The sequence below is a fragment of the Winogradskyella maritima genome (assembly GCF_042650215.1).
GTDB lineage: Bacteria > Bacteroidota > Bacteroidia > Flavobacteriales > Flavobacteriaceae > Winogradskyella > Winogradskyella maritima.
In genome coordinates this window covers 1,923,651-1,946,738 of the sequence record NZ_JBHSAT010000004.1, presented here as the reverse complement: position 1 = coordinate 1,946,738, position 23,088 = coordinate 1,923,651, and the positions used below count along the sequence as shown (strand labels likewise).

The following is a 23,088-nucleotide window of genomic DNA, read 5'->3' as shown; positions in this document are numbered from 1 at the left end:
ACTCATGAGTAAATACGATATTATTGTTCTTGGTAGCGGTCCTGGAGGCTATGTTACCGCCATTAGAGCATCACAATTAGGATTTAAAACGGCTGTTGTTGAAAAGGAAAGTCTTGGTGGGGTTTGCCTTAACTGGGGCTGTATCCCAACCAAAGCGCTATTAAAATCCGCTCAGGTTTTCGAATATTTAAAGCACGCCGAAGATTACGGTCTTAATGTTAAAGATGCTTCTCACGACTTTGATGCCGTAGTAAAACGAAGCCGTGGTGTTGCTGATGGTATGAGCAATGGTGTAAAATTCTTAATGAAGAAAAATAAAATCGATGTCATTGAAGGTTTTGGGAAACTAAAACCTGGTAAGAAAGTAGATGTCGACGGCAAAGAATACTCAGCCGACCATATTATTGTCGCAACAGGTGCACGTTCTCGTGAGTTGCCAAGCCTTCCTCAAGATGGTAAAAAAGTCATTGGTTACAGACAGGCCATGACTTTGGAAGAACAACCAAAAAAGATGATTGTCGTCGGTTCTGGTGCCATTGGTGTGGAGTTTGCTTACTTCTACAACTCTATGGGTACAGAAGTCACTATTGTGGAATATATGCCTAAAATCGTTCCTGTTGAGGATGATGAAGTATCTAAGCAATTAGAGCGTAGCTTTAAAAAGAGTGGTGTAAAAATAATGACCTCCGCTGAGGTAACATCTGTTGATACCTCTGCTGACGGTGTAAAGGCAACCGTAAAAACCAAAAAAGGTGAAGAAGTTCTTGAAGCGGATATCCTATTATCAGCTGTTGGAATTAAATCAAATATTGAAAACATAGGACTGGAAGATGTTGGCATTGCTGTAGATAGAGATAAAATCCTCGTTAATGATTACTACCAAACCAACATTCCTGGCTATTATGCTATTGGTGATGTTACACCAGGACAGGCATTGGCACACGTAGCTTCTGCTGAAGGAATTCTTTGTGTTGAAAAAATCGCCGGACAGCACGTTGAAAAGTTAGACTACGGTAACATTCCAGGGTGTACGTATTGTTCGCCAGAAATTGCAAGTGTTGGACTAACCGAAGCCCAAGCCAAAGAGCAAGGTCTTGATGTTAAGATTGGAAAATTCCCGTTCTCAGCCTCTGGAAAAGCAAGTGCCAGTGGTGCTAAAGATGGTTTTGTAAAAGTTATTTTCGATGCTAAATATGGTGAATGGTTAGGTTGTCATATGATTGGTGCTGGTGTAACCGACATGATAGCGGAAGCGGTTTTAGGTCGAAAATTAGAAACTACAGGACATGAGGTTTTAAAAGCTGTGCATCCACACCCTACCATGAGTGAAGCGGTTATGGAAGCTGTTGCCGACGCTTATGATGAAGTGATTCACTTGTAACCCAAATACACTTAGAAAACAAAAAGACGATTCAATTGAATCGTCTTTTTTTGTTCTAGTTCTGTAACCAACACCAGAGACTAAAACACATTTTTAAATCACTAACTAACGTTTAAAATTACTATTCATTTTTATTTGATTGATGGATTGGTTATACCTACAAATCTAGTAGAGATTAGTGTTAACAGTTCACAATCAAATCACAAATAAATGATAAGAAATGCTAAAGTTAAACTAATGGGAAAGTTCAAAAAAGAAATGTAAACTGTATAAAAAATTATAAGCGGTAGCCCAATCCTATGAATAATACATTGGGCGAAATCTCTTCAAAACCAATAGTGTATTTCAAGCTTATGTCCAAGTCGTCCGAGATATCGTATGCTAAGCTAAAATCACCTCGAATCTTAAATTTATTGACGAAAAAATTGAAGAAATAATTCATACTTGGCCCAGCAAGAATGTGAAAGTTGTTGTCCACATCGTATTTGAGGTATAGAGGTAAATTCAGAAACTCGAAATCTCCAAGCCCTTTATATAGTAATTCTGGTTGAAAGTGAAAGCCATTATCAATTACAACATCTAAAAAAACACCACCAAAATAACCAACTTCGAGTTCTGGGTCTTCGCCAAAGACACCATTATCCTCATTAAAAAATGTAAGACTTGTACCAGCTTTAATGCCAAAATCTGTCTGCGCATCAACAGAATTTGTTAATACAAGAAACAAGACAACAAAGGAGGCAACGACTATTTTCATTGGTCTATAATTTATAGTAAACTTTTAATTGCTAAATCATAACTCCTTAAACCAAAGCCAAGAATTACGCCCATAGCATGTGAAGATATATAAGATTGATGCCTAAAGGCTTCTCTAGAGAACGTATTGGAAATATGCACTTCAACCACCGGTGTTTCTATGGCCTTAACGGCATCACCGATACCTACAGACGTATGCGTATAAGCTCCCGCATTTAAAATAATACCATCACAAGAAAAACCAACCTGTTGTAATTTATCAATTAATTCACCTTCTATATTAGATTGGTAATAGGTTAACTGGATATTAGGATAGCGCTCCTGAAGTGTTTTAAAGTAATCCTCGAAACTTTTGTTGCCGTAAACGTCAGGCTCACGTTTGCCAAGAAGGTTTAGGTTTGGGCCGTTGATGATGATGATTTTCTTCATAAAGTAAAGATATAAATTTAGGGCATAAAAAAACCGAAGCCAGCGCTTCGGTTTTAAATTATAATAAATGATTTATGGTCTGAATATAACACCAATATTAAAGGCCGAAGTAGCATTTAATAGATTTATATCACTTTCCTCTGCGATGTTGATAAAACCATTATAGCCTTGGTATTCAATAAAGAATTGTGTTCTATCGTCCATATTGAATTTATATCCGATACCTAAACCTAGACCTAGATCAAATGAGTTAACAAGATCTTTAATATCTGATTCCTGACCGTTTTCATCCGCTTTTGCGCTTAATAAAAACCCAAAACTTGGTCCAAAGTTAAGATACCAGTTTCTGTTACTACCGAAATGCCAATTTGCATGTACCGGCAATACTAGGTAATTCAACTTTTCTTCAAGGTTAAATGAACCTTCTTCAAGTTTTGTTCCTTTTGAGTCATAAATCAATCCAGATCTTAAGCTCCATCTGTCACTAAAATAATACTCGGTAACAACACCAGCATTAAAGGCTACTCGTATTTTATTGTTCAGATTTTCAGAACTTGTATAATTGGATAAATTAAGACCAGCTTGAGGGGCAATGGTAAAGTCTCCTTTATCTGACTGTGCATTAACACTAATTGCAACAACCGCAATAATTAAGGTGAAAAATTTTTTCATAAAGTAAAATTGATTTGTTTTTTAAAATTTGAGTGGACAAATGTAATAGAATTCTTATAAGCTCAAAATTATTTTTTACTATATACGAAATGAACTAACTTTTTTAAGAAATTCAATGAATACGTAATCCATAAAAAAATCCGTAATCAATTGACTACGAATTTTTAAATTATTCTATAATCTCTAGAAATGAAGTGCAAAACCAATTCGCGCTTCAAAAACACCTTCATCAGTAAAATCTTCATTCAATGAAATATTGTAGCGTAATCCAGGCTCAATGGAAATATTATCTGCTACAAACCAAGCATAACCACCTTGAAGACCTAGCCACAATGGTTTTTCATCACCAAAAATATCATCACCTGATGCGCCAGTAAGATCTACTTGAACAGGAAATTCACTACCGATATAATATTTAGCCCCTAGTTTATAAGTAAACGAGTTTGCACCGTCAAAATCATTATAACCTAAACCTACTTTAATGGCAAGATCATCAGCAACAAAATAGCCAGCTTCGCCACCTACAGACCACACTGTTAAATCATCTACGGAATAAAGTCCAAACCCTGTGTTTGCGCTATGAGCCAAGCCAGAAGAACCGCCACCAAAACCTGTATTGGCTTCAACGACCCAACTTCCCTTAGACAATGCGCTACCATCTTCCTGAGCATTAACAAAGGTTAATGCAAATACTGCAAATGCAGCCAAAACTAATTTTTTCATGATTTTTGAGTTTTAAAATTGATAATTCTAAACTATTAATAAATCACAATTCCCCTGAAATGAAAGAAAGACACTTATCAACAAATTAATCAACAATAAAAATAAATATATTGATTTACAGTAGTTTGAAAATAGAGTTATTAACAAAATAAGTCCTAACGCATGCTGTAATCTATATTTTAATTACGTCTATGAGTGTTGATTCTCCCTTGTTGAGATTGGTCATGGTTTTGATAATATTGCCATTATCAAGCACCTCAATAATTGCCGTATTAGCGCCTATACTACCAACCGATTCCGAGACAATTTTTAACTGTGTTTTTCTTTTTAAAACTGGAATTTCAAAGGTTTCCTTGGTAGCTGATATTTTATGCTTTGACAGAATAAGTTTGCCATCCTGATATATACTGATGATATCACCATCGATTTGACCGCCATCATAGATCTCAAACTTTAAACTTTTAGATTTTGTAGGTATTGATGTAATATCATTTGGTTTAAGGATATTCAAATTAAGCGTATCGATAATTTTTATATCTCTAACTTTGTTTTTAATAGAATCAGGGATACGTCTCGACTTTTCTACTTTTTTGGAAAATTTGGAGACACGCTGATTAATTTTATCATAAGAACTCATCGCTATCTCGCCATCTAAACATTTTGAGCCGTCTTTAAATTTTCCCTTAAAATCCCCTGATAATTTATCAGATCCTATTTTAAATTTAGAAGGTTGAAAATGTACATTACAGAAATCAAAATTGTCAAGTGAGACTGGTGACTTCGTATAGATCATTTGCACTTCACTAAATGATATAAGCTTGTCGTCTTCGGAATATGTTCCTGCTATTTTAGACATTGTCTCGTGTTCTCCCCCAAAGTCAGTGAAACTAATCCCTGATATTGCACCATTTTTTTCTGTAAACTCAATTCTATATTTTATAAAAAGAGAGTCTTGTATTTTTATAAATCCTCCAAACTTGCTAATATCCTGAGCTCCAATAGAAATTGAAAAAAACACGAAAGCAACTGCGTAAATGAATTTCATTTTCGAAATATTTTGAACAAATATGGTTTATTGTTTTAAAACAAATTAAACTTCAAGTAATTTTTTTTTACTAATTTTCGGAAACTTTAAATCAACCTTTATGAAATTAAGATTATTATTATCGGCCTTAGCCCTTATGCTAAGCTTTAATGCGGCTTATGCCTCGTTTCCAGTAAAAAGAACTGCTGTAACAACTCAAAATTCGGTGACACAAGATGTTACAGAAGAAGTCTACGAAGCCGTACCTGCTGCGAGTGGGCAAAAAGACAAATGGGTTGCTGCTGCCTTGTGGCTTGTTTTAGGTGGTTTTGCTGCACACAGATGGTATATTGGAAGTCCATGGTATTGGAATGTTCTTTATATTCTTACTTTAGGATTTTTCTTGGTAGGACACATTATTGATATTGTGCAAATCCTAACAGATTCATATCCTGGGCTATAAGCACAAGTTATAATTTTCAGTCTGAAAAGCCGTTCAATTTTATTTTGAACGGCTTTTTATTTAAATTGACATAACAGATAAAACTACCTAAATACAAGTATATTGAATTGGACGACCGCCATAAAGCAATACAAAACCTATCTAAAAATAGAGCGAGGTCTGTCTGATAATACCATTGAAAATTATGGGTTTGACCTTCAAAAGTTGATTAGGCATCTAGATTTAGACCTTAAATCAAATCAACCGTTAAAAATTGATAAGGAAGAATTACAGACTTTTATTTATTCCATTTCAAAAAAAGTGGCGCCAAGGTCCCAAGCTCGAATAATATCGGGTTTACGGAATTTTTTCAATTATTTGGTATTTGAAGATTTACGAACTGATAATCCCATGGATCTCATTGAAACCCCAAGATTGGGTCGAAAACTCCCTGACACGCTTTCCGAAGATGAAATAGACCAACTTATAGATGCTATTGATTTAAGCTACGCCTTTAGAGGTATAAATCTTGGGCACCGCAATAAAGCCATTTTGGAAACGCTCTATAGTTGTGGACTTCGCGTGAGTGAGTTAACGTTTTTAAAAATTTCAGATCTTTTTTTTGACGAAGGCTTTATAAAAGTTTCGGGCAAGGGAAATAAAGAGCGGTTTGTGCCTATTAGTGAAAATACACAAAAGCACATAACTATTTGGCGCCAAGAACGAAACCATATTAGCATTGATTCAGAATCCAAGGATATCTTATTCTTAAACTACAAAGGGCGGCAAATGACTCGTGCCATGGTTTTTACGATTATTAAAAAATTGGCTGAGCAAATCGGGTTGAAGAAAACCATCTCCCCACACACCTTTAGACATTCCTTTGCTACCCATTTATTAAAGAACGGTGCAGATCTTAGAGCTATTCAAATGATGCTAGGTCATGAAAGTATTACAACGACCGAAGTCTATACGCACATTGATCGTTCGCATTTGAGTGAAGTCTTAAATAAGTTTCATCCAAGAAAATAAAAGCTGTGAATAAAAAAGGCATCCAACTAAATGAATGCCTTTTAACTTATATAGTCAAAAAATTACTTAGCGATATTCACCGCTCTCGTTTCACGAATCACAGTAACCTTAACCTGACCAGGATAGGTCATATCCGTTTGAATTTTCTGGGAAATTTCAAAAGATAGTGCTGCCGCCTTATCATCTGATACCTTTTCGCTTTCTACAATAACACGAAGTTCACGTCCCGCTTGGATGGCATATGCTTTCTTAACACCTGTAAATCCAAAGGCCACATCTTCTAAATCTTTCAGACGTTGTATGTATGAATCCAGCACTTGGCGTCTCGCGCCGGGTCTTGCTCCAGAAATAGCATCACACACCTGAATGATCGGTGATAACAATGTGGTCATTTCAATCTCGTCGTGGTGAGCTCCAATGGCGTTGCATACTTCTGGCTTTTCACCGTGCTTTTCAGCCCATTTCATACCTAAAATGGCGTGAGGGGTTTCTACATCAGCTTCGGAGTCTGGAACTTTCCCGATATCGTGTAAAAGTCCAGCTCGCTTAGCTAGTTTAGGATTTAATCCCAATTCTGCTGCCATAACGCCACAAAGCTTCGCAACTTCTCTAGAGTGTTGCAATAGGTTTTGTCCGTAAGACGAACGGTATTTCATGCGTCCTACCATCTTTATCAATTCAGGATGCAGACCATGAATACCCAAATCGATAACCGTACGCTTACCGACTTCTATAATCTCTTGTTCAATCTGTTTCTGTGTTTTTCGCACGACTTCTTCTATTCTTGCAGGATGTATACGTCCGTCCGTCACCAATTTGTGTAGGGACAATCGTGCTATTTCGCGACGAACAGAATCAAAACACGACAGGATAATCGCTTCTGGCGTATCATCAACAATAATTTCTACGCCCGTTGCCGCTTCAATGGCTCTAATATTTCGCCCTTCACGACCAATAATTCGTCCTTTAACATCATCTGATTCAATATTAAATACAGAAACACAATTATCAATAGCTTCCTCAGTACCTATACGCTGAATGGTATTAATAATAATTTTCTTGGCCTCTTGCTGGGCGGTCATTTTAGCTTCTTCCACCCTATCTTGCACATACGCCATGGCATCTGACTTGGCTTCTTCTTTAAGTGAAGAAATCAACTGCTCTTTAGCCTCTTCAGCAGACAATGAAGAAATGACTTCCAGCTGTTTTATTTGGCTTTTTTGGGCTTTTTCTAATTCCTCTTTTTTCTTGTCGAGAAACTCTATGCGGTAATCGTAATCCTTGATTTTATCGTCTAAAGACTGGCTACTCTTTTTAGCTTTGGATAATTCTGAGCTTATCTGTGATTCCTTATCGCGGATACGCTTTTCGGCATCTGCCATTTTCTTATCACGAGAAAGAATGACCTTCTCATGCTCCGCTTTTAATTCTATAAATTTTTCTTTTGCTTTGAGTTCTTTTTCTTTTCTGAGGTTCTCCCCATTTATTTTTGCTTCCTTCAGTATGACGCTGGCTTCCTTCTCTGCTTCAGCAATCAATTTTGAAGCACTGCCCTTGGCCAATGATTTCGCTAAAAAATAGCCAATAATCACCCCTAAGACAATACCCGCTACGGCATATATTATTGTGTTAGTATCCATGTTAGTGTTTAGTTTAGTATATAAAAAAAGCCTACATCAGTTCTGGATTCTGTATAAACTCCTTAAAAACAAGTTTAGGGCTAACAAGCTGATCAAAAATCTGTCTAAACACTTTCGTATTAACAGCACGATTTTACAACTTCAACTCACCCTTTTTAAAGAATTAACGTTGAGTTTATCAAAAAATGTAACTAATGTAGGCAGTAACCTAGTTTTATTTAAAAGAACGTACGAGTTATATATGATTATTTAATAAGGTATTTAAGGCTTTTAATTTGTCTTGCACCTCCTCATTCACATACGCTTTATCTATCGATTTCTGTTCCACTTGGGCCGCAAATTGTAAGGCGCACATGGCCAAAACATCTTGCTTATCCCTTACGGAATAACTTTGCTCAAACTGGCTGATCATTGCTTCAATCTTCTTTGTCGCTTTCCGCAAGCCCTCTTCTTGGCTTGGATCGATTGTCAAAGGATAAACTCTATTAGCAATTGAGAGTTTTATTTTTAGCTTATCCGCCATTTAAACGTTTTTACACTATTCTGCCAATTGCGCTATGCAATGGTCTATATCTCGGATTAGTGTATTTATTTTGAGCTTTGTATCTCGTTTATTTTCGTCACTACCAAGCATTGAATTTGCCATTTTGAGCGTATCATATTTATCAGACCATGAAGCTATATCATCTTGATATTTAATCACTTCTTGTTGCTTTTGCTCTAACTGCTCTGAAAGTTTTGCATTGGTTTGTTGCAATACTTCCTGCTGATGTAAAATCGTATTGATTTTGGTTTCTAAAGCATCAACAAGGTCTTCAATTTTACTCATTTCAGTAATTCAATACTATGATAACAAAGTTAACATACCAATTGAGAAAACACAATTCTTTACTCATAAATTTTGGTAAATGCAATTAATGTATTTTCAAATCGTTAGAAAAAATAGAGACTACTTATGCTTTGCATATCGTGTTCAAATTAATATTTTAGCATCTATTGTCCATTGAAATGAAACATCTTTTACTCCTAATCCTCTTTCCCCTTTTTGCTTTCGGACAAAATCCATACCCTCAAGACTATTTTCAGAATCCCTTGGATATTCCTCTGGTTTTAGGTGGAAGTTTTGCTGAATTACGGTCGAATCATTTTCACTCCGGATTAGACATTAAAACCCAACGTAAGGAAGGTCTTAATGTATTGGCAGCTGCGGAAGGTTATGTAAGCAGAATTAAAGTTGCCCATTTCGGTTATGGAAAGGCATTATACATCACGCACCCCAATGGCTACACCACGGTTTATGCACATTTGAAAAAATTTAGTCCTAAGATTGAAGCCTACATCAAACAATGCCAATATGAAAAGGAAAGCTTTGAAGTAGAGATGTTTCCGGCCGTCGATGAAATGACAGTCACCAAGGGTGAAATTGTCGCTTTCTCAGGAAATACTGGCAGTTCTGGCGGGCCACATTTGCACTATGAAATCAGGGACAATGCCGAGCGTCCCATAAATCCTATGCTCTTCGGAATAGATATTAAAGACACCAAAGCACCGACATTGCGTAGCGTTTATGCCTATCCAAAAGACAAGAATTCCTTTATTAATGGTGAAAACAAACGTGTAAAACTGCGTTTGATACCCAAAACCAATGGCGATTTTGATATTGAAAAAGTGACAGCCATAGGCGACATTGGTTTTGGCATTGAGGCTATTGACCAAATGGATTTGGCACCAAATAAAAATGGTCTAGACAATATTCAAACCTTTTTTAATGGCAACAAAAAGCTAGAAGTCAGTTTTAAGCGCTTCAGTTTTGACGAGACCAAACACCTTAATCGCTTTATTGATTTTGAATATTATAAAACGAAAAAACAACGCATCCAGAAGTTGTTTGTGGAATCCAACAATCCGCTCAGTCTTTTTAAGGATGTGAAAGACGAAGGATTTATAAAAGTTGAAGACAGCACTGCTTCTGTGTTTAAAATTGAAATGAAAGACTTTCAGAACAACACCCGAACAATTTCTATACCTATTGAAGGTGTGCTTCAAGATTCAATTCCATCAGATTCAACGGATTATTCAAAACTCACACATTTGCCCGAAACTGAAACCACCACCTTTGAGGGCAACAAAGCGTCGGCTACCTTTTACCAAAACACCTTTTACGAGGACCAGTTTCTCGATTTTCAGTATAGCGGGGACACTCTAAAACTTCACGAAGACAAAGTGCCGTTGCTTAAGAATTTCGTATTGAATTACGACATCAGCAAATACCGTGGCGAGGACAAAAACCGATTGTTCATTGCAAAACTATACGGTTATTATAAAAGACCTAGTTATGTCGGCACTGTCCGCAAGGGCGACACGCTTACAGCCAGAACTAAAAATTTAGGCTGGTTTACTTTGGCCACGGACACCATTGCCCCGACCATTAAACCGGTTAATTTTCAGGATAAAAAGTGGCTGAGCAAATACCGTTATTTAAAAGTAAAGATTGATGATGATTTGGCAGGAATTTCAAACTTCCGTGCCACCGTTAACGGCAAATGGATTTTAATGGAATACGACTATAAAACTAATCTGCTGGTGCACGATTTTAATGATGGTGTCGTTACAGAAACAGAAAACAACCTGAAAATAATCGTGACGGATAATGTGGGAAATAGTTCTACATTTGAAGCAACGTTTTTTAGAAAGTAAATGGTTTTGAGTCTTTGGACGGAAGACAATAGATATGAAAACTAAAAAATTTAAACTATTCTTCGAAGCATAAATTCAAGGGAAAGCCAACAGCTATAGACTAACGACAAACGACTAAGAACTAATTGAAACATAAACACCTAACCGCTTTACTCACCGTATTACTAAGCACTTTCGCTTTTTCGCAATCTGCCACCATTCGTGGTGTGATTTTGGATGAAGCGCAAAACCCAATTTCTGATGTCAGCATTCGCTTTGGAACGGATGCCGGAACCATATCAAATACCAATGGGTTTTACGACATCAAAGTCCCTTCCGATACAGACATTGTTTTAATCTTTACTCATATTGGCCATAAACGGGTTGAAGCAAAATTCAATTTGAAGAATGGGCAAGAGCTAGAATTTAATCCTGTGTTAAAGACCGATGTGGAGCAAATTGCCGTTGTGGTCATCAATACCAACACCAAGCAATCGGTTGAAGGTGTTACGACCATTTCTCCTGAAGTATTACGAACTATAAAAGGCGCTCAACCTGGGGTTGAGAATATTCTAAAAACGCTCCCTGGCGTCAATATCTCAAACGAATTAAGCACACAATACTCGGTTAGAGGTGGTAATTTCGATGAAAATTTAGTTTATGTTAACGAGATTGAAGTCTACCGTCCGTTTTTGATTCGCTCAGGAAATCAAGAAGGGTTAAGTTTTGTGAATACGGATTTGGTCCAGAATGTGGATTTCTCGGCTGGTGGTTTTCAGGCGAAGTATGGCGACAAATTATCTTCTGTTTTAGACATTACGTATAGAAATCCAGTTAGTTTTGGCATGCGTGCCGATTTAAGTTTGCTTGGCGGTAGTCTCTCTGCGGAAACGGTATCAAAAAACGGAAAGTTTTCAGGCATTGCCGGTGTTCGCTATCGTGATAACAGTTTAATTCTCAATAATCTTGAAACTGAAGGCAACGTAGAACCTGTATTCGCGGATGTCCAAACCTTTTTAACCTACCGCTTTTCAGATAAATTCCATTTGAATTTTTTGGGGAATATTTCAGTAAACCAATACAACTTTCAACCTGAAAATAGACAGACTAATTTCGGAACGCTTCAAGACCCAATCGCTTTATTGGTGTTTTACGAAGGCCAGGAAAAAGACGAATACCAAACCTATTTTGGAGCATTTAAAGCCAATTATTTCGCTAATGAAAAGACAACTTTAAAATTTATTGCCTCGGCCTATCACACTACGGAACAAGAATATTTTGACATTTTAGCTCAATATCGCCTTGGTGAAGTCAATACCAATATCGGCGACGAAGATTTGGGCGAGGTAGAATTCAGCGAAGGTATCGGTTCGCAACTCACCCACGCAAGAAACGATTTGGATGCGCTTATTTTTAATGCTGAACATCGTGGGGATTACAAAACGGATGATGATGCGACTATTGAATGGTCATTAAAATACACCCATGAAGATATCCGCGACCGATTGGTAGAATGGGAAGTGATTGATTCGGCTGGTTTTTCCATTAGACCGCCACGTGAGAATCAGCCCAATTTTCAACCCGACACCCCTTTTACTGGGCCGTTAGTCGCTTTTGAAGATATCAGGGCTTTTAACCAAGTGAGGATAGACCGGCTTCAAGCTTTTGCACAGTATAGCAAGCGTGGCTATTGGGGCAACAATGAAATTTTCTACAATGTTGGTGTACGAGCGCATCAATGGACAGTGAGCGGTGACAATATTGAAAGTAATTCGCAAGTCACGGTCAGTCCAAGAGGGCAATTCGCGATTAAGCCAGACTGGGACAGCGATGTGTTATTCAGGATTGCTGGAGGACTTTACAGCCAACCGCCGTTTTATAGAGAATTACGGGATTCTTCAGGCACGGTTCAACCTAATGTGAAGGCGCAGAAATCCTTTCACGTTGTCTTAGGAAATGAATACAGTTTTGAAATTTGGGACCGTCCCTTCAAATTGGTTTCCGAAGCCTATTATAAAGGATTAACAGATGTAAATCCGTATACGTTGGAAAACGTGAGAATACGCTATCGCGCGAGAAACAATGCGGTGGCTTATGCTTACGGTGTGGATTTAAGATTGAATGGCGAGTTTGTTCCTGGCACGGAATCCTGGTTTAGTTTCGGGTATTTAAAAACCGAAGAAAATATCGATGACCGCGGTTATATTTCCCGACCAACCGACCAGCGCTTAAAATTTGGTATCTTATTTCAGGATTATGTGCCGAATATTCCAGATTTAAAAATGTACCTCAATTTGGTCTACAACACTGGAGTTCCCGGTGGCTCTCCGAGTTATGCGGACCCTTATGATTTTCAGATTAGACTGCGCGATTACCGACGTGCCGATTTAGGTATGAGCTACGTTTTGGTAAATCCTGAAAAGACTTACAATGCCAATTGGAAAAATGCGTTTAAAGAACTATCGCTTGGTTTTGAAATCTATAATATGTTCAATAATCAAAATACGATAACCAACACCTGGGTGCGCGATGTTTATAGTAAACGTCAATTCGCGATTCCTAATTTCTTGACGCCTCGTGTGTTTAATGTGCGTTTGTCAGCGAAGTTTTAGTGATAACGAAAAAACAAAAGAGACACCTCATTATCATATTAGTCTTAGGGCTTTTGTTTTTGATTTGGGCGGAGCTGGCCGTTGGCATTTTTGGAACTTGGTTTGCTGGGAGTTAAGGGTATTTTCTATTGTTTATTGTTTATTGTTTATTGTTTATTGTTTATTGTTTATTGTTTATTGTTTATTGTTTATTGAATTATGAAAATAGTACCATATACATCAGTTTTAATATTGATTATTGCGCTAAAAACATCATTTTTATTCAGCCAAATTGAAAAATCTGCTTATTATGAAGATATTGATGGCAAGAGACTTTCAAAAGAGTCTTTTTCTGAAAAATACCATTCTAAACCAGATGGGTATGGATATTTTAGTTTAATCTTTGAAAATGACACTTGTTATATCAGAAAGCTTCATCGTCGTAAAGCGTTAGGACGTCTTAACCTGAATGTTCTTGATTCACTGAAATTTTTATACCCAAAAATGACTAAAAGTCATAAGTTTACTATTTTTCAATATTACCCAGGTAAGGACATCTGTAATGTTGGACATATAGCTCCTAACAGTCACCCTAATCATAACCGAAATCTAAGAAAGGTAAAAAAGATTCAAAAAAAATTCGATGCATTAAACTATTTTGTTTACAAATTAGGTTCTGATCTCAATTATGATAAGATTAAACGTATTAATTGGATTTTAGATAAAAATGCAGTACTCGAGCGTTTGTTTTTCCAATATCATTACATGTGTGGTAGTTTTGTGGTTATCAATAATGTTGATGGTCGATATATAGCTGTTTTTTCTGAGTATGGTATATCTACAATTGAAAAAGTTCTCGATGAAATGAGCAATACTAAGTGACATACACTTGTAAGCTTTTGCAATTCATTGTTGTACCTTTCAAAATCACTTAATCACCCAGCTCAACATGACACTAACCAGCAAGCAGATTTCTCTAGGTTTTTTATTAGCCGGACTGATGAATTTTTCAGTTTTAGTCTTTTCTAAATTATTTACAAATACAACTATTGCAAAGTTTGACCCCGATGTAATGTCCAATTTCGGATTGCTCATGATTGTCCTTTGGGGAATTGGCTACATTGCAGTATCGAAGAGTTATGCAAGCGTAAAATGGCTAATACTAGTTTTCGCCCTAGAGAAACTAATCTATGGTCTCAATTGGTTTTTTTGGTTAATTGACAATTCATTATCCGATGTGTTCTCCGAAGATACCTTGGCTGGAATGTTCTATTCGGTGTATGGTGTCAATGATTGGATGTTTTGCTTGTTTTTCTTCTACGTGTTCAGTAAAGTCTTCAAAAATTAGGTAATAGTGATTAATTACCTTTTTAATTGTCTGAAAGTTTTGTCACCACCAAACCAAAGTTATTAACGACACACGTGGTTCCAGTATTTTGACTCTGCCTTGAATAAGCTAACTTAATTTTAGCGCCGTTGGCCAAGAAAGTACCAAGCTGATACAAGAGAATTGACTCACTTACCTTACTTCTACGACCCGATCCCCTGAGTAATGGAATAGTTTTTTCATAAATAATAATCTCACTAGTATCACCTATATCAATAGCAATAGCTATAAAACCATTACCATTAGCTGGGACTACATCAAAATTAAGTCTAAGCAAAACCGCGTCACCAACGGCTAGAGGTGTTAAAGTATGATTAACATCATCATAGAAGTCTGATGCCGAAGTCCCTGTCGGTGCAAATGAATCTATAGTACTATCACTTGGATCATTACTAAAATCTAGCTCAATATGCGTAAAGTTGCTATAATCGGTAAGATCTGGGGAATCAACAAAATTCAAAGTGTATTCGGTATCGGCATCTGTCATGGCAACCCATCCGGATTTTTTGGTATCGGGATCATTGGTAGCGACCAATTGTACCCATTCTGTTCCATTAAAATTGAAGAAAACACCAAAATCCGTATCAAAAACAAGAAGACCCGTAGCAGGATTAAGAATTGATTCACGCTGTAAGGTCGTTAACCTAGGTGTTAACAAACCCTGTGTCTCAGAATGAATATCCAATACTGCGGAATTATCTGGAGTTGTGGTTCCTATACCGACTTGAGCATTAGATTTTCCAGCGATTATAATAAAAATAAAGAAAGAAAATAGTGATAAGTAAAAATGTCTCATAAATAAGTCTTAAAAAGTTAAATTAGTAGATAAGGGATGACAAATTTAATGAAATTGACAGACTAAAAGCAAAAAAATCTGTTAAAATACTTATTTTGTTAACTTTTATCACTAAATTTACATCCCCAAACTACCTACTATGAAATACTTTTACCCTATAATTTCCCTATTTCTATGTTTTGAAATTAGCGCACAATTATCTGTTAGAAATAATGCATTTGTGTTTGTCGACGATAATATCTTATATGTTGAGGATGATATTAATCTTAACGAGGCAAGCTCTAAACTATATTTAAGAAATGGCGCACAAATACTACAAGGAAATGGTACTACAGGTAATCATGGACTCGGAAGCTTAAGCGTCTACCAAACAGGAACGGCAAATGAATTCATGTTTAATTATTGGAGTTCTCCTGTAGGCGAATCAAGTTTAGCGTTTGGCAATTCCGACTTTACATTGAGCCAATTAGGAGATATTTCAGACATAACCACAAGTACAGCGGCAAATTTTACAAGCGATGTTAATGGATCTACTAGCCCACTTAAGATTTCAAATAGATGGCTTTACACGTACAAGCAAATAGTCGGGCCAGGCTATAATTATAGTGACTGGGAAACCATAAATGAAAATACGGCTATTAATTCTGGAATTGGATTTACTATGAAAGGTACAGAAGATTCTTCCAGTAGTCAGACTTATGATTTTATTGGTAAACCAAATAATGGTGAAATTTCGGTTGACGTTACACCATATTACTGGACGCTGAGTGGTAATCCGTACCCTTCAGCCTTAGATTCAGCCGCTTTTATACATGACACAGACAATCTTAATGCTATTAGTGGAACTTTGTATTTCTGGGAGCAAGATCAGAATTCAGATTCCCATAATGTTGCAGATTATGTTGGTGGTTACGCTACATTTACTATAAACAGTGATGGTAGTTTACCCTCATTTGTTTCCGCTACCTACAATACATATAACGCCGACGGTACTATCAATACCACTGGTGGCAACAGCTCAAGTGGAAAACAAGTTAGACGATACATTCCAATAGGACAAGGGTTTATGATAGAAGGCAGCCCAACGTCGACAGGTGTTGCCACATTTAAAAATTCCCATAGATCTTATTACAAACAGACAGATTCTGAAAGTGAGTTTTTTAGGGCCAACTCATCAAACTCCGAAGACAACTTTGAGTCGGTTCCAGAGAATGTAAAACGATTTAGAATTTACACAAATTTTAACGACATATACACGCGAGAATTAATGATGAATTTTCATCCTGATGCTACACCAAATTTTGATTTCGGCTTAGAAGGACGGAGTCCAGGTGGCGTAACCACCGACGCATTTTGGTTAACATCAACCGATGCACTTGTGATTCAAGCATTGCAATATTCTGAAGATGTGAGCATACCACTGGGACTCTATTTACAAGAAAGTCAGGTCGTAACCTTCAATATAGACGACATCCAAAATTTTGATGATTCGCAACCTATTTTCATTCATGATAAATCAGAAAATACATATTACGATTTAAAAGATTCTGAGGTCACTTTGAGTCTAGCTAGTGGTTATTACTATGATCGATTTGAAATTGTATTTAAAACACAGAGTACACTCAGCACTGAAAATTTAGACTTAAATAATAGCGCCGTAATTCAGAATAACAACTCCCAAGAATTAATTATACTCAATCCAGCTTTGGAGCAGATAGACAATATATCGATCTATGATATAAAAGGAGCGGAAATTTTAGGTGAAAGCGAAAAAATTAATGTAGCTGAGCATAGAATCCCTACACAAAGCTATAATACTGGAGTCTACATTGTTAAATTGAATATGAACAATGGTAAAATAATTACTCAAAAGATTATTATCAGGAATTAACCAATTCGGTTAGTGTATCCACAACATAATCAACATCGTCCTTTGTATTAAATACACTCATGGAAAAGCGTACAGACGGTCTTTTTTGAAGGTTTTCCGACTGAATTTGAGACAATACATGAGACGCCAAGGAACTCCCCGATTGGCAAGCACTACCTTTTGAAGCGCATATACCTTTAAGATCAAGTTGGAAAGGTAACATCGCCGCTTTTTCGGCTGGCAACGGCAAACAGACATTGATGAGCGTGTATGTTGAGGCTTCCAAATCGTTTGAAGCGCCATTGAAATGGCATCCTGGTAATTTGGCTTCTAATTGATCAATGAAATATTGTTTTAACTGCTTAAGTAGCTTTTGCTCATTTTCAAGATTAGTATAAGCCATTTTTAGAGCTTCATCCATACCCACAATATTATGTACGGATTCCGTACCTGCACGCACACCGCGCTCCTGCTCACCTCCAAAAATCAAAGCCTTTAAACCAGACTCTTTTCTTACGAAACAAAATCCGACACCCTTAGGTCCATGGAATTTATGAGCACTAGCTGCTAAAAAATCTATTTTTACATCTGATAAATCCAAATGATAATGCCCAATGGATTGTACTGTATCACTATGAAATAAAGCATTATTCTTTTTACATAAATCGGCAACACGCTTTATATCGAGGATGTTCCCAATCTCATTGTTGATATGCATGAGACTGACCAAAGTCTTTTCAGATGATTTTAGTAAAGTTTCTAAATGGGAATAATCGATGTGGCCATCTTGCTTAACCTCGACATAAGAAACGGCAATATCATATTCAGCTTTTAACTGGTCAATAGTATGTAACACAGCGTGATGCTCAATGCGTGAAGTAATAATGTGTTTTACACCCAAATCCCTAACAGCACTTCGCAAAGCTAAATTATCCGCTTCTGTACCACCAGATGTGAAAATAATTTCAGAAGCTGAAACATTGAGATAGCCAGCAATATTTTTTCGGCATTGTTCAATCAACGCTTTGGCACCACGGCCAATGGTATGCGTAGATGATGCATTACCGTAAGTGTTGGTGAGCACCTCGGTCATTTTCTCTACGACTTCTGGACGTAGCGCTGTTGTGGCGGCATTGTCTAAATAGACCTGTTTCATGGCACAAAATTATCATAAATAAAATTATTTAAGTGATGGCACGTTATAAATTTACAAATCGATTATTTTTGCTTCAAACTCCATATTTATGCGCTATTTATTAATTGTTTTAATTTTTTCGTTTTTGGTTCAATCTTGTGATGATGGGGATATTATTACTGTTGAGTTGGATTTTGAGGAAACCTTGAGCCTATGCGAGGATAATGTTGAGAGCTATTTGTTTTACAATGTAAAAGACAACCCTGATGAATCCTTGAGTTTAGTATTTCCAAGGAGTGGTAATGACGATATTTTTGAACCAACAGTTTCACCAAGTTCAAAGACACTTCAAATTAATGGTAGCACCGAAAGATTTAATTATAGAACCTACAACCAAGAACCTTCATTTTGCAATATTATCGATGATCCCAATACCGTAGTTTTAGAAGATTTCGAGGCTAGTGCCGGCACTGCTGAGTTTACGACGGTATTTGCCGATAATGATAATGACGGTATCTTGGCTACAGATGAAGGTTTTAATACAATAGACCCAAGCATGTCAACAGACACAGATGCGGATGGTATTGCTGACTACATTGATCAGGATGATGATAACGATAATATCCCAACTAGAGACGAAGACGATAATGAAGATGGCGACAATAATCCATTCACTAATCCCAGAGATACGGACAATGACGGTACCCCAGACTATTTAGATAACGATGATGACAATGACGGTACCTTAACCCGTTTTGAAGATGAAAATGGAGATGGCCCTCAAAATGGAGACATTGTAGATATTAACGATCCAAACTCTTTACCGCGCTATCGTGATGTTAGTGTTTCAGATGCGTTTGAAGGTGCTCCTTTATTAAACAACAGCTTTACACGTGTCAGAGATATTACCGTTAAAATTTTAAATGCTGGCTTAGAAATAATCAGTGCCACAGAAATACCTTTAGGCACCTATACCAAAGAAATCCAAAACCCCGAATAACTAAACGTCGGAATTCTGAAAAATTTTTACCTCCGTAGCACCAGCGCCGTAGGTTCTAAAATCGGCATCATAGAACGCTACATTAGAGTACCTGCTTAACAAAGTATTCAATTCTTGGCGTAAAACACCTTCACCTACGCCATGGATAAACACCATTTTTGGCATCCGTTTTTTTATGGCAAATTCTAATTGGGAACGCGCTGTATCTACTTGGAGATTGAGCATATCAAAATTGGTCATGCCTTTTGTGGAGTCGGTTAATTGATGAATATGTAAATCTACCACGAAAGTCGGTCTGTGACGTTCTTTTCTTTTTTTTATTGTTTGCCCCGGTTTATTGGAGGCTTCTTTCTGGGCAATAACTTCAGCCATAGAAGGCTCATTTTGTGACAATCTTGTTAAATCATTCTTCTGAAGCACTAAAGCTTTCGCATCAAACTCTAGCTCAAAACCGTCTTCATCTTCAACAATTACCAAAGCACCTTCGAGTCTAGTGACGGTGCCTTCAAAATTATCATCGAGCGCTTCTACTCTATCGCCGACTTTAAAGCTCCTCATCTTCTAAGGTTTCAGGTTCAGGGTCTATTTTTTCAGATTTTACAAAAGAGTCTTCTACTAAAGATTCTGATTTGCTTGGTATATGTCTTGACACTCTATAAATACCAAACATCAGCAGTGCAATTCCAACCATTAATATCACGGTACTCTGGTCTTCTTCTGCCTGAGAATAAATGGCAATGGCACCACCTATAAAAATGCATGACAATGAAATGATTCGAGATAAATTCATATGGCAAAGGTACTATTTATAAATTCTTATTTTTGAACCATGAGATTAATCGTTCCCCAACTTGATGATTACATGTTGCCCTGCATGTGGAAGAAAACATTCAATGTAGAGTGCATGGGTTGTGGTATTCAACGTTCATTTTCATTGGTAATCCAAGGTAAGTTCACCGAAGCTTTTTTTATGTACCCTGCCATATATACGCTAATGCTCATGGTGTTGATATTGGTATTGCATATTAAATTTCAATTTAAAAACGGTCATAAAATTTTGTTAGGGCTATTTATCTTAAATATTGTTATTATTGTAGTCAATTATATAACCAAAATCACTTAAATCAACTAAAATGGAAAAACAACAAATACCTAATGGAACGCTGGTTCTTGTTATGGGAATCTTATCTATTATCGGTTGCTGTTGTTACGGTTTACCTGGACTTGTCTTTGGTATCGTAGCGATTGTAATGGGTAATAAAGCGACCAAAATCTTTAAAGAAGCACCTGAAAACTATTCTGGTTTCGGCAATGTACAAGCCGGTAGAATCATGGGGATTATTGGAGTTGTATTAAGTGTCCTTATGGTCATTTACATGATTTGGATTATCTCTTATTTCGGTTGGGAAACCTTACAAGACCAAGAGGAAATGCAACGTCGTATGCAAGAAATGATGGGACAATAATTTTTTGAACTTTGGAACAAATAGGAAATAAACCCCCAAGACCCAATAGCTATTTAGCTTTAGCTATTATCAGTACAATTGTTTGTTGCTTACCAACAGGGATTGTAAGTATTGTTTATGCTACACAAGTCAATAGTGCTTATGAAGATGGTGATTACGCTAAGGCGGAAAGCTCGTCTAGAAATGCAAAAACCTGGGGCTTAGTCTCCATTGGTATTGGTGTTTTAGGCATTACGATTTATATTTTATTCTTTGGACTTGCGATGTTTGGCGCTATGGCAAATGCCTAAGACTAAAACAATAATACATATTAGTATAGCGATAGTATTGATTTCAATACTGTCGCTATATTTTTTTATAGACCCAAGTGACACGGCGCTTTTTCCTAAGTGCCCTTTTTTGTCAATGACTAACTTATATTGTCCGGGCTGTGGCAGTCAGCGTGCTGTCCATGACATTCTCCAAGGCAATATCCTTGAGGGATTTAGACACAATTACTTATTCCTGCTCTTAGGATTAGTCCTCGGTTATCAATTTTATATTTTTCTTAAAAGCAGAAAAGGCCAACCAACAGAAAACCTCTTGCGCCAGTCAAAGGTTACAAGAGGCATTTTAATACTCGTTATTTTGTTTTGGATACTCAGAAATATTCCTGTGTTTCCATTTACGGAATTAGCACCTTAATCTTCAAATTCTTTTAAGGTTTTAGTGATTATTGACACACAATCCAGCAATTGGTCTTCCGTCATCACCAAAGGTGGTGCAAAACGAATAATATTACCATGGGTTGGTTTAGCCAATAAACCGTTGTCTCGCAATTTTAGGCAGATATTCCACGCCGTGTCACTATCCTCATCATCATTAATAACGATGGCATTCAGCAAACCGCGACCACGAACCAAATTCACGATAGAACTTGTTTTGATGTATTTATTCATTTCAGTTCGAAATAACTCTCCTAACTCATCGGCTTTGTTCGCTAAGTCTTCGTCACGAACGACTTCTAATGCGGCCATAGCCACTGCCGCTGCAATTGGATTGCCACCAAAAGTACTACCGTGATTACCCGGGCGAATGACATTCATTATGGGGTCGTTAGCCAAAACGGCAGAAACCGGGTATGCGCCTCCAGACAATGCTTTTCCGAGAATTAGGATATCTGGTTTTACATCTGGCGTTCCTGAGCAGTTTTTATCAGCACAAGAACAGTTGCCACAGGTTGCCAATAAACGCCCTGTACGGGCTATGCCTGTTTGTACTTCGTCAGCAATAAATAGTACATTATGTTTTTCACATAACGCCTTAGCTTCTCGCAAATAGTTTTCGCTTGGGACATAAACACCAGCTTCACCTTGGATGGGTTCTACAAGAAAACCAGCAACATTCTTGTTACTTTCTAAAGCGTCGTTTAAAGCCTGAAGATTATCATATTCAATTTTTATAAAGCCTTCAGTATATGGTCCAAAGTTTTTTCGAGCTATAGGGTCGTTGGAAAATGAGATGATGGTCGTTGTCCGTCCATGAAAATTATTTTCACAAACAATAATTTCGGCGTCATTTTCATCGATTCCTTTGACTTCATAGGCCCATTTTCGGCAGATTTTTAAAGCGGTCTCTACAGCTTCTGCACCTGTATTCATGGGAAGAAGCTTATCAAAATTGAAATATTCTGAAGCATATTTTTCATACTTCCCTAGTATGTCGTTGTAGAATGCTCTTGAGGTCAATGACAAGGTTTTTGCCTGCTCAGTCATAGCATTGACAATCTTAGGATGGCAATGTCCTTGGTTCACGGCAGAATATGCTGATAAAAAATCGTAATACTTTTTTCCCTCAACGTCCCAAACAAAAACGCCTTCGCCTTTGCTCAATACTACAGGCAACGGATGGTAATTATGTGCTCCGTATTTGTTTTCTAAATCTATCGCTTCCTGCGATGTTAACTGGTTTAAAATAGCCATTTTCAAAATGTTTAAAGTGATTAAAATGTCTATTCCTACTGTACCTTTATCCTTTCATAATCCCGAAGAAAGGGACTGAAAATTCAGCGTGGGAGAGAAATCATCCC

At 37.0% G+C, this 23,088-nt stretch carries 26 protein-coding genes and 1 other RNA gene; 13 read left to right on the top strand and 14 right to left on the bottom strand.

Annotation, left to right across the window (positions count from 1 at the left end):
- Positions 1-4: 4 nt before the first annotated feature.
- Complete coding sequence (gene lpdA / locus ACFOSX_RS09965; RefSeq protein ID WP_386100075.1) at positions 5-1,381, top strand: dihydrolipoyl dehydrogenase; 1,377 nt, start codon at positions 5-7, stop codon at positions 1,379-1,381.
- Between the two features lie 277 nt (positions 1,382-1,658).
- Here the strand turns inward: lpdA and ACFOSX_RS09960 are convergent, their stop codons facing one another.
- From ACFOSX_RS09960 to ACFOSX_RS09940, 5 genes are all read right to left on the bottom strand, one after another.
- Entirely contained in the window at positions 1,659-2,138 is a 480-nt protein-coding gene (locus ACFOSX_RS09960; protein ID WP_386100072.1) for a hypothetical protein, read from the bottom strand.
- A gap of 11 nt (positions 2,139-2,149) precedes the next feature.
- Positions 2,150-2,566: a type II 3-dehydroquinate dehydratase gene (aroQ, locus tag ACFOSX_RS09955; protein WP_386100069.1), complete on the bottom strand. Its 417-nt coding sequence runs from the start codon at positions 2,564-2,566 to the stop codon at positions 2,150-2,152.
- Between the two features lie 72 nt (positions 2,567-2,638).
- The gene (locus ACFOSX_RS09950; RefSeq protein ID WP_386100067.1) at positions 2,639-3,238 is read right to left on the bottom strand and encodes a porin family protein; all 600 of its coding nucleotides are present in this window, start codon (positions 3,236-3,238) and stop codon (positions 2,639-2,641) included.
- Positions 3,239-3,421: 183 nt separating this feature from the next.
- On the bottom strand, positions 3,422-3,961 hold the full coding sequence (locus ACFOSX_RS09945) for a hypothetical protein (RefSeq protein ID WP_386100064.1): 540 nt from the start codon (positions 3,959-3,961) through the stop codon (positions 3,422-3,424).
- 172 nt (positions 3,962-4,133) lie between these two features.
- On the bottom strand, positions 4,134-5,006 hold the full coding sequence (locus tag ACFOSX_RS09940; RefSeq protein WP_386100061.1) for a hypothetical protein: 873 nt from the start codon (positions 5,004-5,006) through the stop codon (positions 4,134-4,136).
- 100 nt (positions 5,007-5,106) lie between these two features.
- On the opposite strand from ACFOSX_RS09940, the gene ACFOSX_RS09935 reads away from it, so the two are divergent.
- Together ACFOSX_RS09935 and xerD are read left to right on the top strand one after the other, a co-directional pair.
- Complete coding sequence (locus ACFOSX_RS09935) at positions 5,107-5,448, top strand: TM2 domain-containing protein (protein ID WP_386100058.1); 342 nt, start codon at positions 5,107-5,109, stop codon at positions 5,446-5,448.
- Between the two features lie 102 nt (positions 5,449-5,550).
- The gene (gene xerD, locus ACFOSX_RS09930) at positions 5,551-6,459 is read left to right on the top strand and encodes a site-specific tyrosine recombinase XerD (protein WP_386100055.1); all 909 of its coding nucleotides are present in this window, start codon (positions 5,551-5,553) and stop codon (positions 6,457-6,459) included.
- 62 nt (positions 6,460-6,521) lie between these two features.
- On the opposite strand, the gene rny is transcribed toward xerD, so the two are convergent.
- The 4 genes from rny to ACFOSX_RS09910 form a co-directional block, all read right to left on the bottom strand.
- Entirely contained in the window at positions 6,522-8,099 is a 1,578-nt protein-coding gene (gene rny, locus ACFOSX_RS09925; protein WP_386100052.1) for a ribonuclease Y, read from the bottom strand.
- 55 nt (positions 8,100-8,154) lie between these two features.
- Positions 8,155-8,274, bottom strand: a non-coding RNA gene (ssrS, locus tag ACFOSX_RS09920) — 6S RNA.
- Between the two features lie 60 nt (positions 8,275-8,334).
- Entirely contained in the window at positions 8,335-8,622 is a 288-nt protein-coding gene (locus tag ACFOSX_RS09915; RefSeq protein WP_386100049.1) for a cell division protein ZapA, read from the bottom strand.
- Positions 8,623-8,637: 15 nt separating this feature from the next.
- Complete coding sequence (locus ACFOSX_RS09910; protein WP_386100047.1) at positions 8,638-8,928, bottom strand: hypothetical protein; 291 nt, start codon at positions 8,926-8,928, stop codon at positions 8,638-8,640.
- A gap of 179 nt (positions 8,929-9,107) precedes the next feature.
- On the opposite strand from ACFOSX_RS09910, the gene ACFOSX_RS09905 reads away from it, so the two are divergent.
- The 4 genes from ACFOSX_RS09905 (at position 9,108) to ACFOSX_RS09890 (ending at position 14,714) form a co-directional block, all read left to right on the top strand.
- Complete coding sequence (locus tag ACFOSX_RS09905) at positions 9,108-10,796, top strand: M23 family metallopeptidase (RefSeq protein ID WP_386100044.1); 1,689 nt, start codon at positions 9,108-9,110, stop codon at positions 10,794-10,796.
- Between the two features lie 125 nt (positions 10,797-10,921).
- Entirely contained in the window at positions 10,922-13,387 is a 2,466-nt protein-coding gene (locus tag ACFOSX_RS09900) for a TonB-dependent receptor (RefSeq protein ID WP_386100041.1), read from the top strand.
- Between the two features lie 198 nt (positions 13,388-13,585).
- Positions 13,586-14,248, top strand: coding sequence for a hypothetical protein (locus ACFOSX_RS09895; RefSeq protein WP_386100039.1), 663 nt, complete (start codon positions 13,586-13,588; stop codon positions 14,246-14,248).
- Between the two features lie 67 nt (positions 14,249-14,315).
- Entirely contained in the window at positions 14,316-14,714 is a 399-nt protein-coding gene (locus ACFOSX_RS09890) for a hypothetical protein (protein WP_386100036.1), read from the top strand.
- A 22-nt stretch (positions 14,715-14,736) separates the two neighbouring features.
- Here the strand turns inward: ACFOSX_RS09890 and ACFOSX_RS09885 are convergent, their stop codons facing one another.
- Positions 14,737-15,549 carry a hypothetical protein gene (locus tag ACFOSX_RS09885; protein ID WP_386100033.1) on the bottom strand — a complete coding sequence of 271 codons (813 nt, stop codon included), beginning with the start codon at positions 15,547-15,549 and terminating at the stop codon, positions 14,737-14,739.
- Between the two features lie 139 nt (positions 15,550-15,688).
- On the opposite strand from ACFOSX_RS09885, the gene ACFOSX_RS09880 reads away from it, so the two are divergent.
- Complete coding sequence (locus tag ACFOSX_RS09880; RefSeq protein ID WP_386100030.1) at positions 15,689-17,440, top strand: T9SS type A sorting domain-containing protein; 1,752 nt, start codon at positions 15,689-15,691, stop codon at positions 17,438-17,440.
- On the opposite strand, the gene ACFOSX_RS09875 is transcribed toward ACFOSX_RS09880, so the two are convergent.
- On the bottom strand, positions 17,430-18,575 hold the full coding sequence (locus ACFOSX_RS09875; protein ID WP_386100028.1) for a cysteine desulfurase family protein: 1,146 nt from the start codon (positions 18,573-18,575) through the stop codon (positions 17,430-17,432). The genes ACFOSX_RS09880 and ACFOSX_RS09875 overlap by 11 nt on opposite strands.
- Before the next feature lie 88 nt (positions 18,576-18,663).
- On the opposite strand from ACFOSX_RS09875, the gene ACFOSX_RS09870 reads away from it, so the two are divergent.
- The gene (locus ACFOSX_RS09870) at positions 18,664-19,554 is read left to right on the top strand and encodes a hypothetical protein (protein WP_386100026.1); all 891 of its coding nucleotides are present in this window, start codon (positions 18,664-18,666) and stop codon (positions 19,552-19,554) included.
- Here ACFOSX_RS09870 and ACFOSX_RS09865 read toward each other — a convergent pair whose 3' ends face one another.
- Complete coding sequence (locus ACFOSX_RS09865; RefSeq protein ID WP_386100023.1) at positions 19,555-20,112, bottom strand: Smr/MutS family protein; 558 nt, start codon at positions 20,110-20,112, stop codon at positions 19,555-19,557. It lies immediately after the preceding gene.
- Positions 20,099-20,344, bottom strand: a complete 246-nt coding sequence (locus tag ACFOSX_RS09860) for a hypothetical protein (protein WP_386100020.1) — start codon at positions 20,342-20,344, stop codon at positions 20,099-20,101. The genes ACFOSX_RS09865 and ACFOSX_RS09860 overlap by 14 nt, the downstream gene beginning before the upstream one ends.
- A gap of 39 nt (positions 20,345-20,383) precedes the next feature.
- On the opposite strand from ACFOSX_RS09860, the gene ACFOSX_RS09855 reads away from it, so the two are divergent.
- Genes ACFOSX_RS09855 through ACFOSX_RS09840 form a run of 4 tightly spaced genes read left to right on the top strand, consistent with a single transcriptional unit; the run spans position 20,384 to position 21,704 of the window.
- Entirely contained in the window at positions 20,384-20,677 is a 294-nt protein-coding gene (locus tag ACFOSX_RS09855; protein WP_386100017.1) for a DUF2752 domain-containing protein, read from the top strand.
- Positions 20,678-20,687: 10 nt separating this feature from the next.
- Positions 20,688-21,020, top strand: coding sequence for a CCC motif membrane protein (locus tag ACFOSX_RS09850; RefSeq protein ID WP_386100014.1), 333 nt, complete (start codon positions 20,688-20,690; stop codon positions 21,018-21,020).
- Positions 21,021-21,031: 11 nt separating this feature from the next.
- On the top strand, positions 21,032-21,310 hold the full coding sequence (locus ACFOSX_RS09845) for a CD225/dispanin family protein (protein ID WP_386100011.1): 279 nt from the start codon (positions 21,032-21,034) through the stop codon (positions 21,308-21,310).
- A complete protein-coding gene (locus ACFOSX_RS09840) occupies positions 21,303-21,704 on the top strand; it encodes a DUF2752 domain-containing protein (RefSeq protein ID WP_386100008.1) in 402 nt (133 codons plus the stop codon). The genes ACFOSX_RS09845 and ACFOSX_RS09840 overlap by 8 nt, the downstream gene beginning before the upstream one ends.
- Here the strand turns inward: ACFOSX_RS09840 and rocD are convergent.
- A complete protein-coding gene (gene rocD / locus ACFOSX_RS09835) occupies positions 21,701-22,981 on the bottom strand; it encodes an ornithine--oxo-acid transaminase (protein WP_386100005.1) in 1,281 nt (426 codons plus the stop codon). The genes ACFOSX_RS09840 and rocD overlap by 4 nt on opposite strands.
- Positions 22,982-23,088 lie beyond the last annotated feature (107 nt).

What these genes read in the sequence shown, in the direction of transcription:
- ACFOSX_RS09915 (WP_386100049.1), bottom strand. Translation starts at nt 8,622, where the DNA reads ATGGCGGATAAGCTAAAAATAAAACTCTCAATTGCTAATAGAGTTTAT.
- rocD (WP_386100005.1), bottom strand. Translation starts at nt 22,981, where the DNA reads ATGGCTATTTTAAACCAGTTAACATCGCAGGAAGCGATAGATTTAGAA.
- ACFOSX_RS09890 (WP_386100036.1), top strand. Translation starts at nt 14,316, where the DNA reads ATGACACTAACCAGCAAGCAGATTTCTCTAGGTTTTTTATTAGCCGGA.
- ACFOSX_RS09850 (WP_386100014.1), top strand. Translation starts at nt 20,688, where the DNA reads ATGGAAAAACAACAAATACCTAATGGAACGCTGGTTCTTGTTATGGGA.
- ACFOSX_RS09855 (WP_386100017.1), top strand. Translation starts at nt 20,384, where the DNA reads ATGAGATTAATCGTTCCCCAACTTGATGATTACATGTTGCCCTGCATG.
- ACFOSX_RS09950 (WP_386100067.1), bottom strand. Translation starts at nt 3,238, where the DNA reads ATGAAAAAATTTTTCACCTTAATTATTGCGGTTGTTGCAATTAGTGTT.
- ACFOSX_RS09860 (WP_386100020.1), bottom strand. Translation starts at nt 20,344, where the DNA reads ATGAATTTATCTCGAATCATTTCATTGTCATGCATTTTTATAGGTGGT.
- rny (WP_386100052.1), bottom strand. Translation starts at nt 8,099, where the DNA reads ATGGATACTAACACAATAATATATGCCGTAGCGGGTATTGTCTTAGGG.
- ACFOSX_RS09895 (WP_386100039.1), top strand. Translation starts at nt 13,586, where the DNA reads ATGAAAATAGTACCATATACATCAGTTTTAATATTGATTATTGCGCTA.
- ACFOSX_RS09875 (WP_386100028.1), bottom strand. Translation starts at nt 18,575, where the DNA reads ATGAAACAGGTCTATTTAGACAATGCCGCCACAACAGCGCTACGTCCA.
- ACFOSX_RS09960 (WP_386100072.1), bottom strand. Translation starts at nt 2,138, where the DNA reads ATGAAAATAGTCGTTGCCTCCTTTGTTGTCTTGTTTCTTGTATTAACA.
- lpdA (WP_386100075.1), top strand. Translation starts at nt 5, where the DNA reads ATGAGTAAATACGATATTATTGTTCTTGGTAGCGGTCCTGGAGGCTAT.
- ACFOSX_RS09840 (WP_386100008.1), top strand. Translation starts at nt 21,303, where the DNA reads ATGCCTAAGACTAAAACAATAATACATATTAGTATAGCGATAGTATTG.
- ACFOSX_RS09885 (WP_386100033.1), bottom strand. Translation starts at nt 15,549, where the DNA reads ATGAGACATTTTTACTTATCACTATTTTCTTTCTTTATTTTTATTATA.
- ACFOSX_RS09945 (WP_386100064.1), bottom strand. Translation starts at nt 3,961, where the DNA reads ATGAAAAAATTAGTTTTGGCTGCATTTGCAGTATTTGCATTAACCTTT.
- ACFOSX_RS09870 (WP_386100026.1), top strand. Translation starts at nt 18,664, where the DNA reads ATGCGCTATTTATTAATTGTTTTAATTTTTTCGTTTTTGGTTCAATCT.
- ACFOSX_RS09880 (WP_386100030.1), top strand. Translation starts at nt 15,689, where the DNA reads ATGAAATACTTTTACCCTATAATTTCCCTATTTCTATGTTTTGAAATT.
- ACFOSX_RS09865 (WP_386100023.1), bottom strand. Translation starts at nt 20,112, where the DNA reads ATGAGGAGCTTTAAAGTCGGCGATAGAGTAGAAGCGCTCGATGATAAT.
- aroQ (WP_386100069.1), bottom strand. Translation starts at nt 2,566, where the DNA reads ATGAAGAAAATCATCATCATCAACGGCCCAAACCTAAACCTTCTTGGC.
- ACFOSX_RS09910 (WP_386100047.1), bottom strand. Translation starts at nt 8,928, where the DNA reads ATGAGTAAAATTGAAGACCTTGTTGATGCTTTAGAAACCAAAATCAAT.
- ACFOSX_RS09935 (WP_386100058.1), top strand. Translation starts at nt 5,107, where the DNA reads ATGAAATTAAGATTATTATTATCGGCCTTAGCCCTTATGCTAAGCTTT.
- ACFOSX_RS09905 (WP_386100044.1), top strand. Translation starts at nt 9,108, where the DNA reads ATGAAACATCTTTTACTCCTAATCCTCTTTCCCCTTTTTGCTTTCGGA.
- ACFOSX_RS09940 (WP_386100061.1), bottom strand. Translation starts at nt 5,006, where the DNA reads ATGAAATTCATTTACGCAGTTGCTTTCGTGTTTTTTTCAATTTCTATT.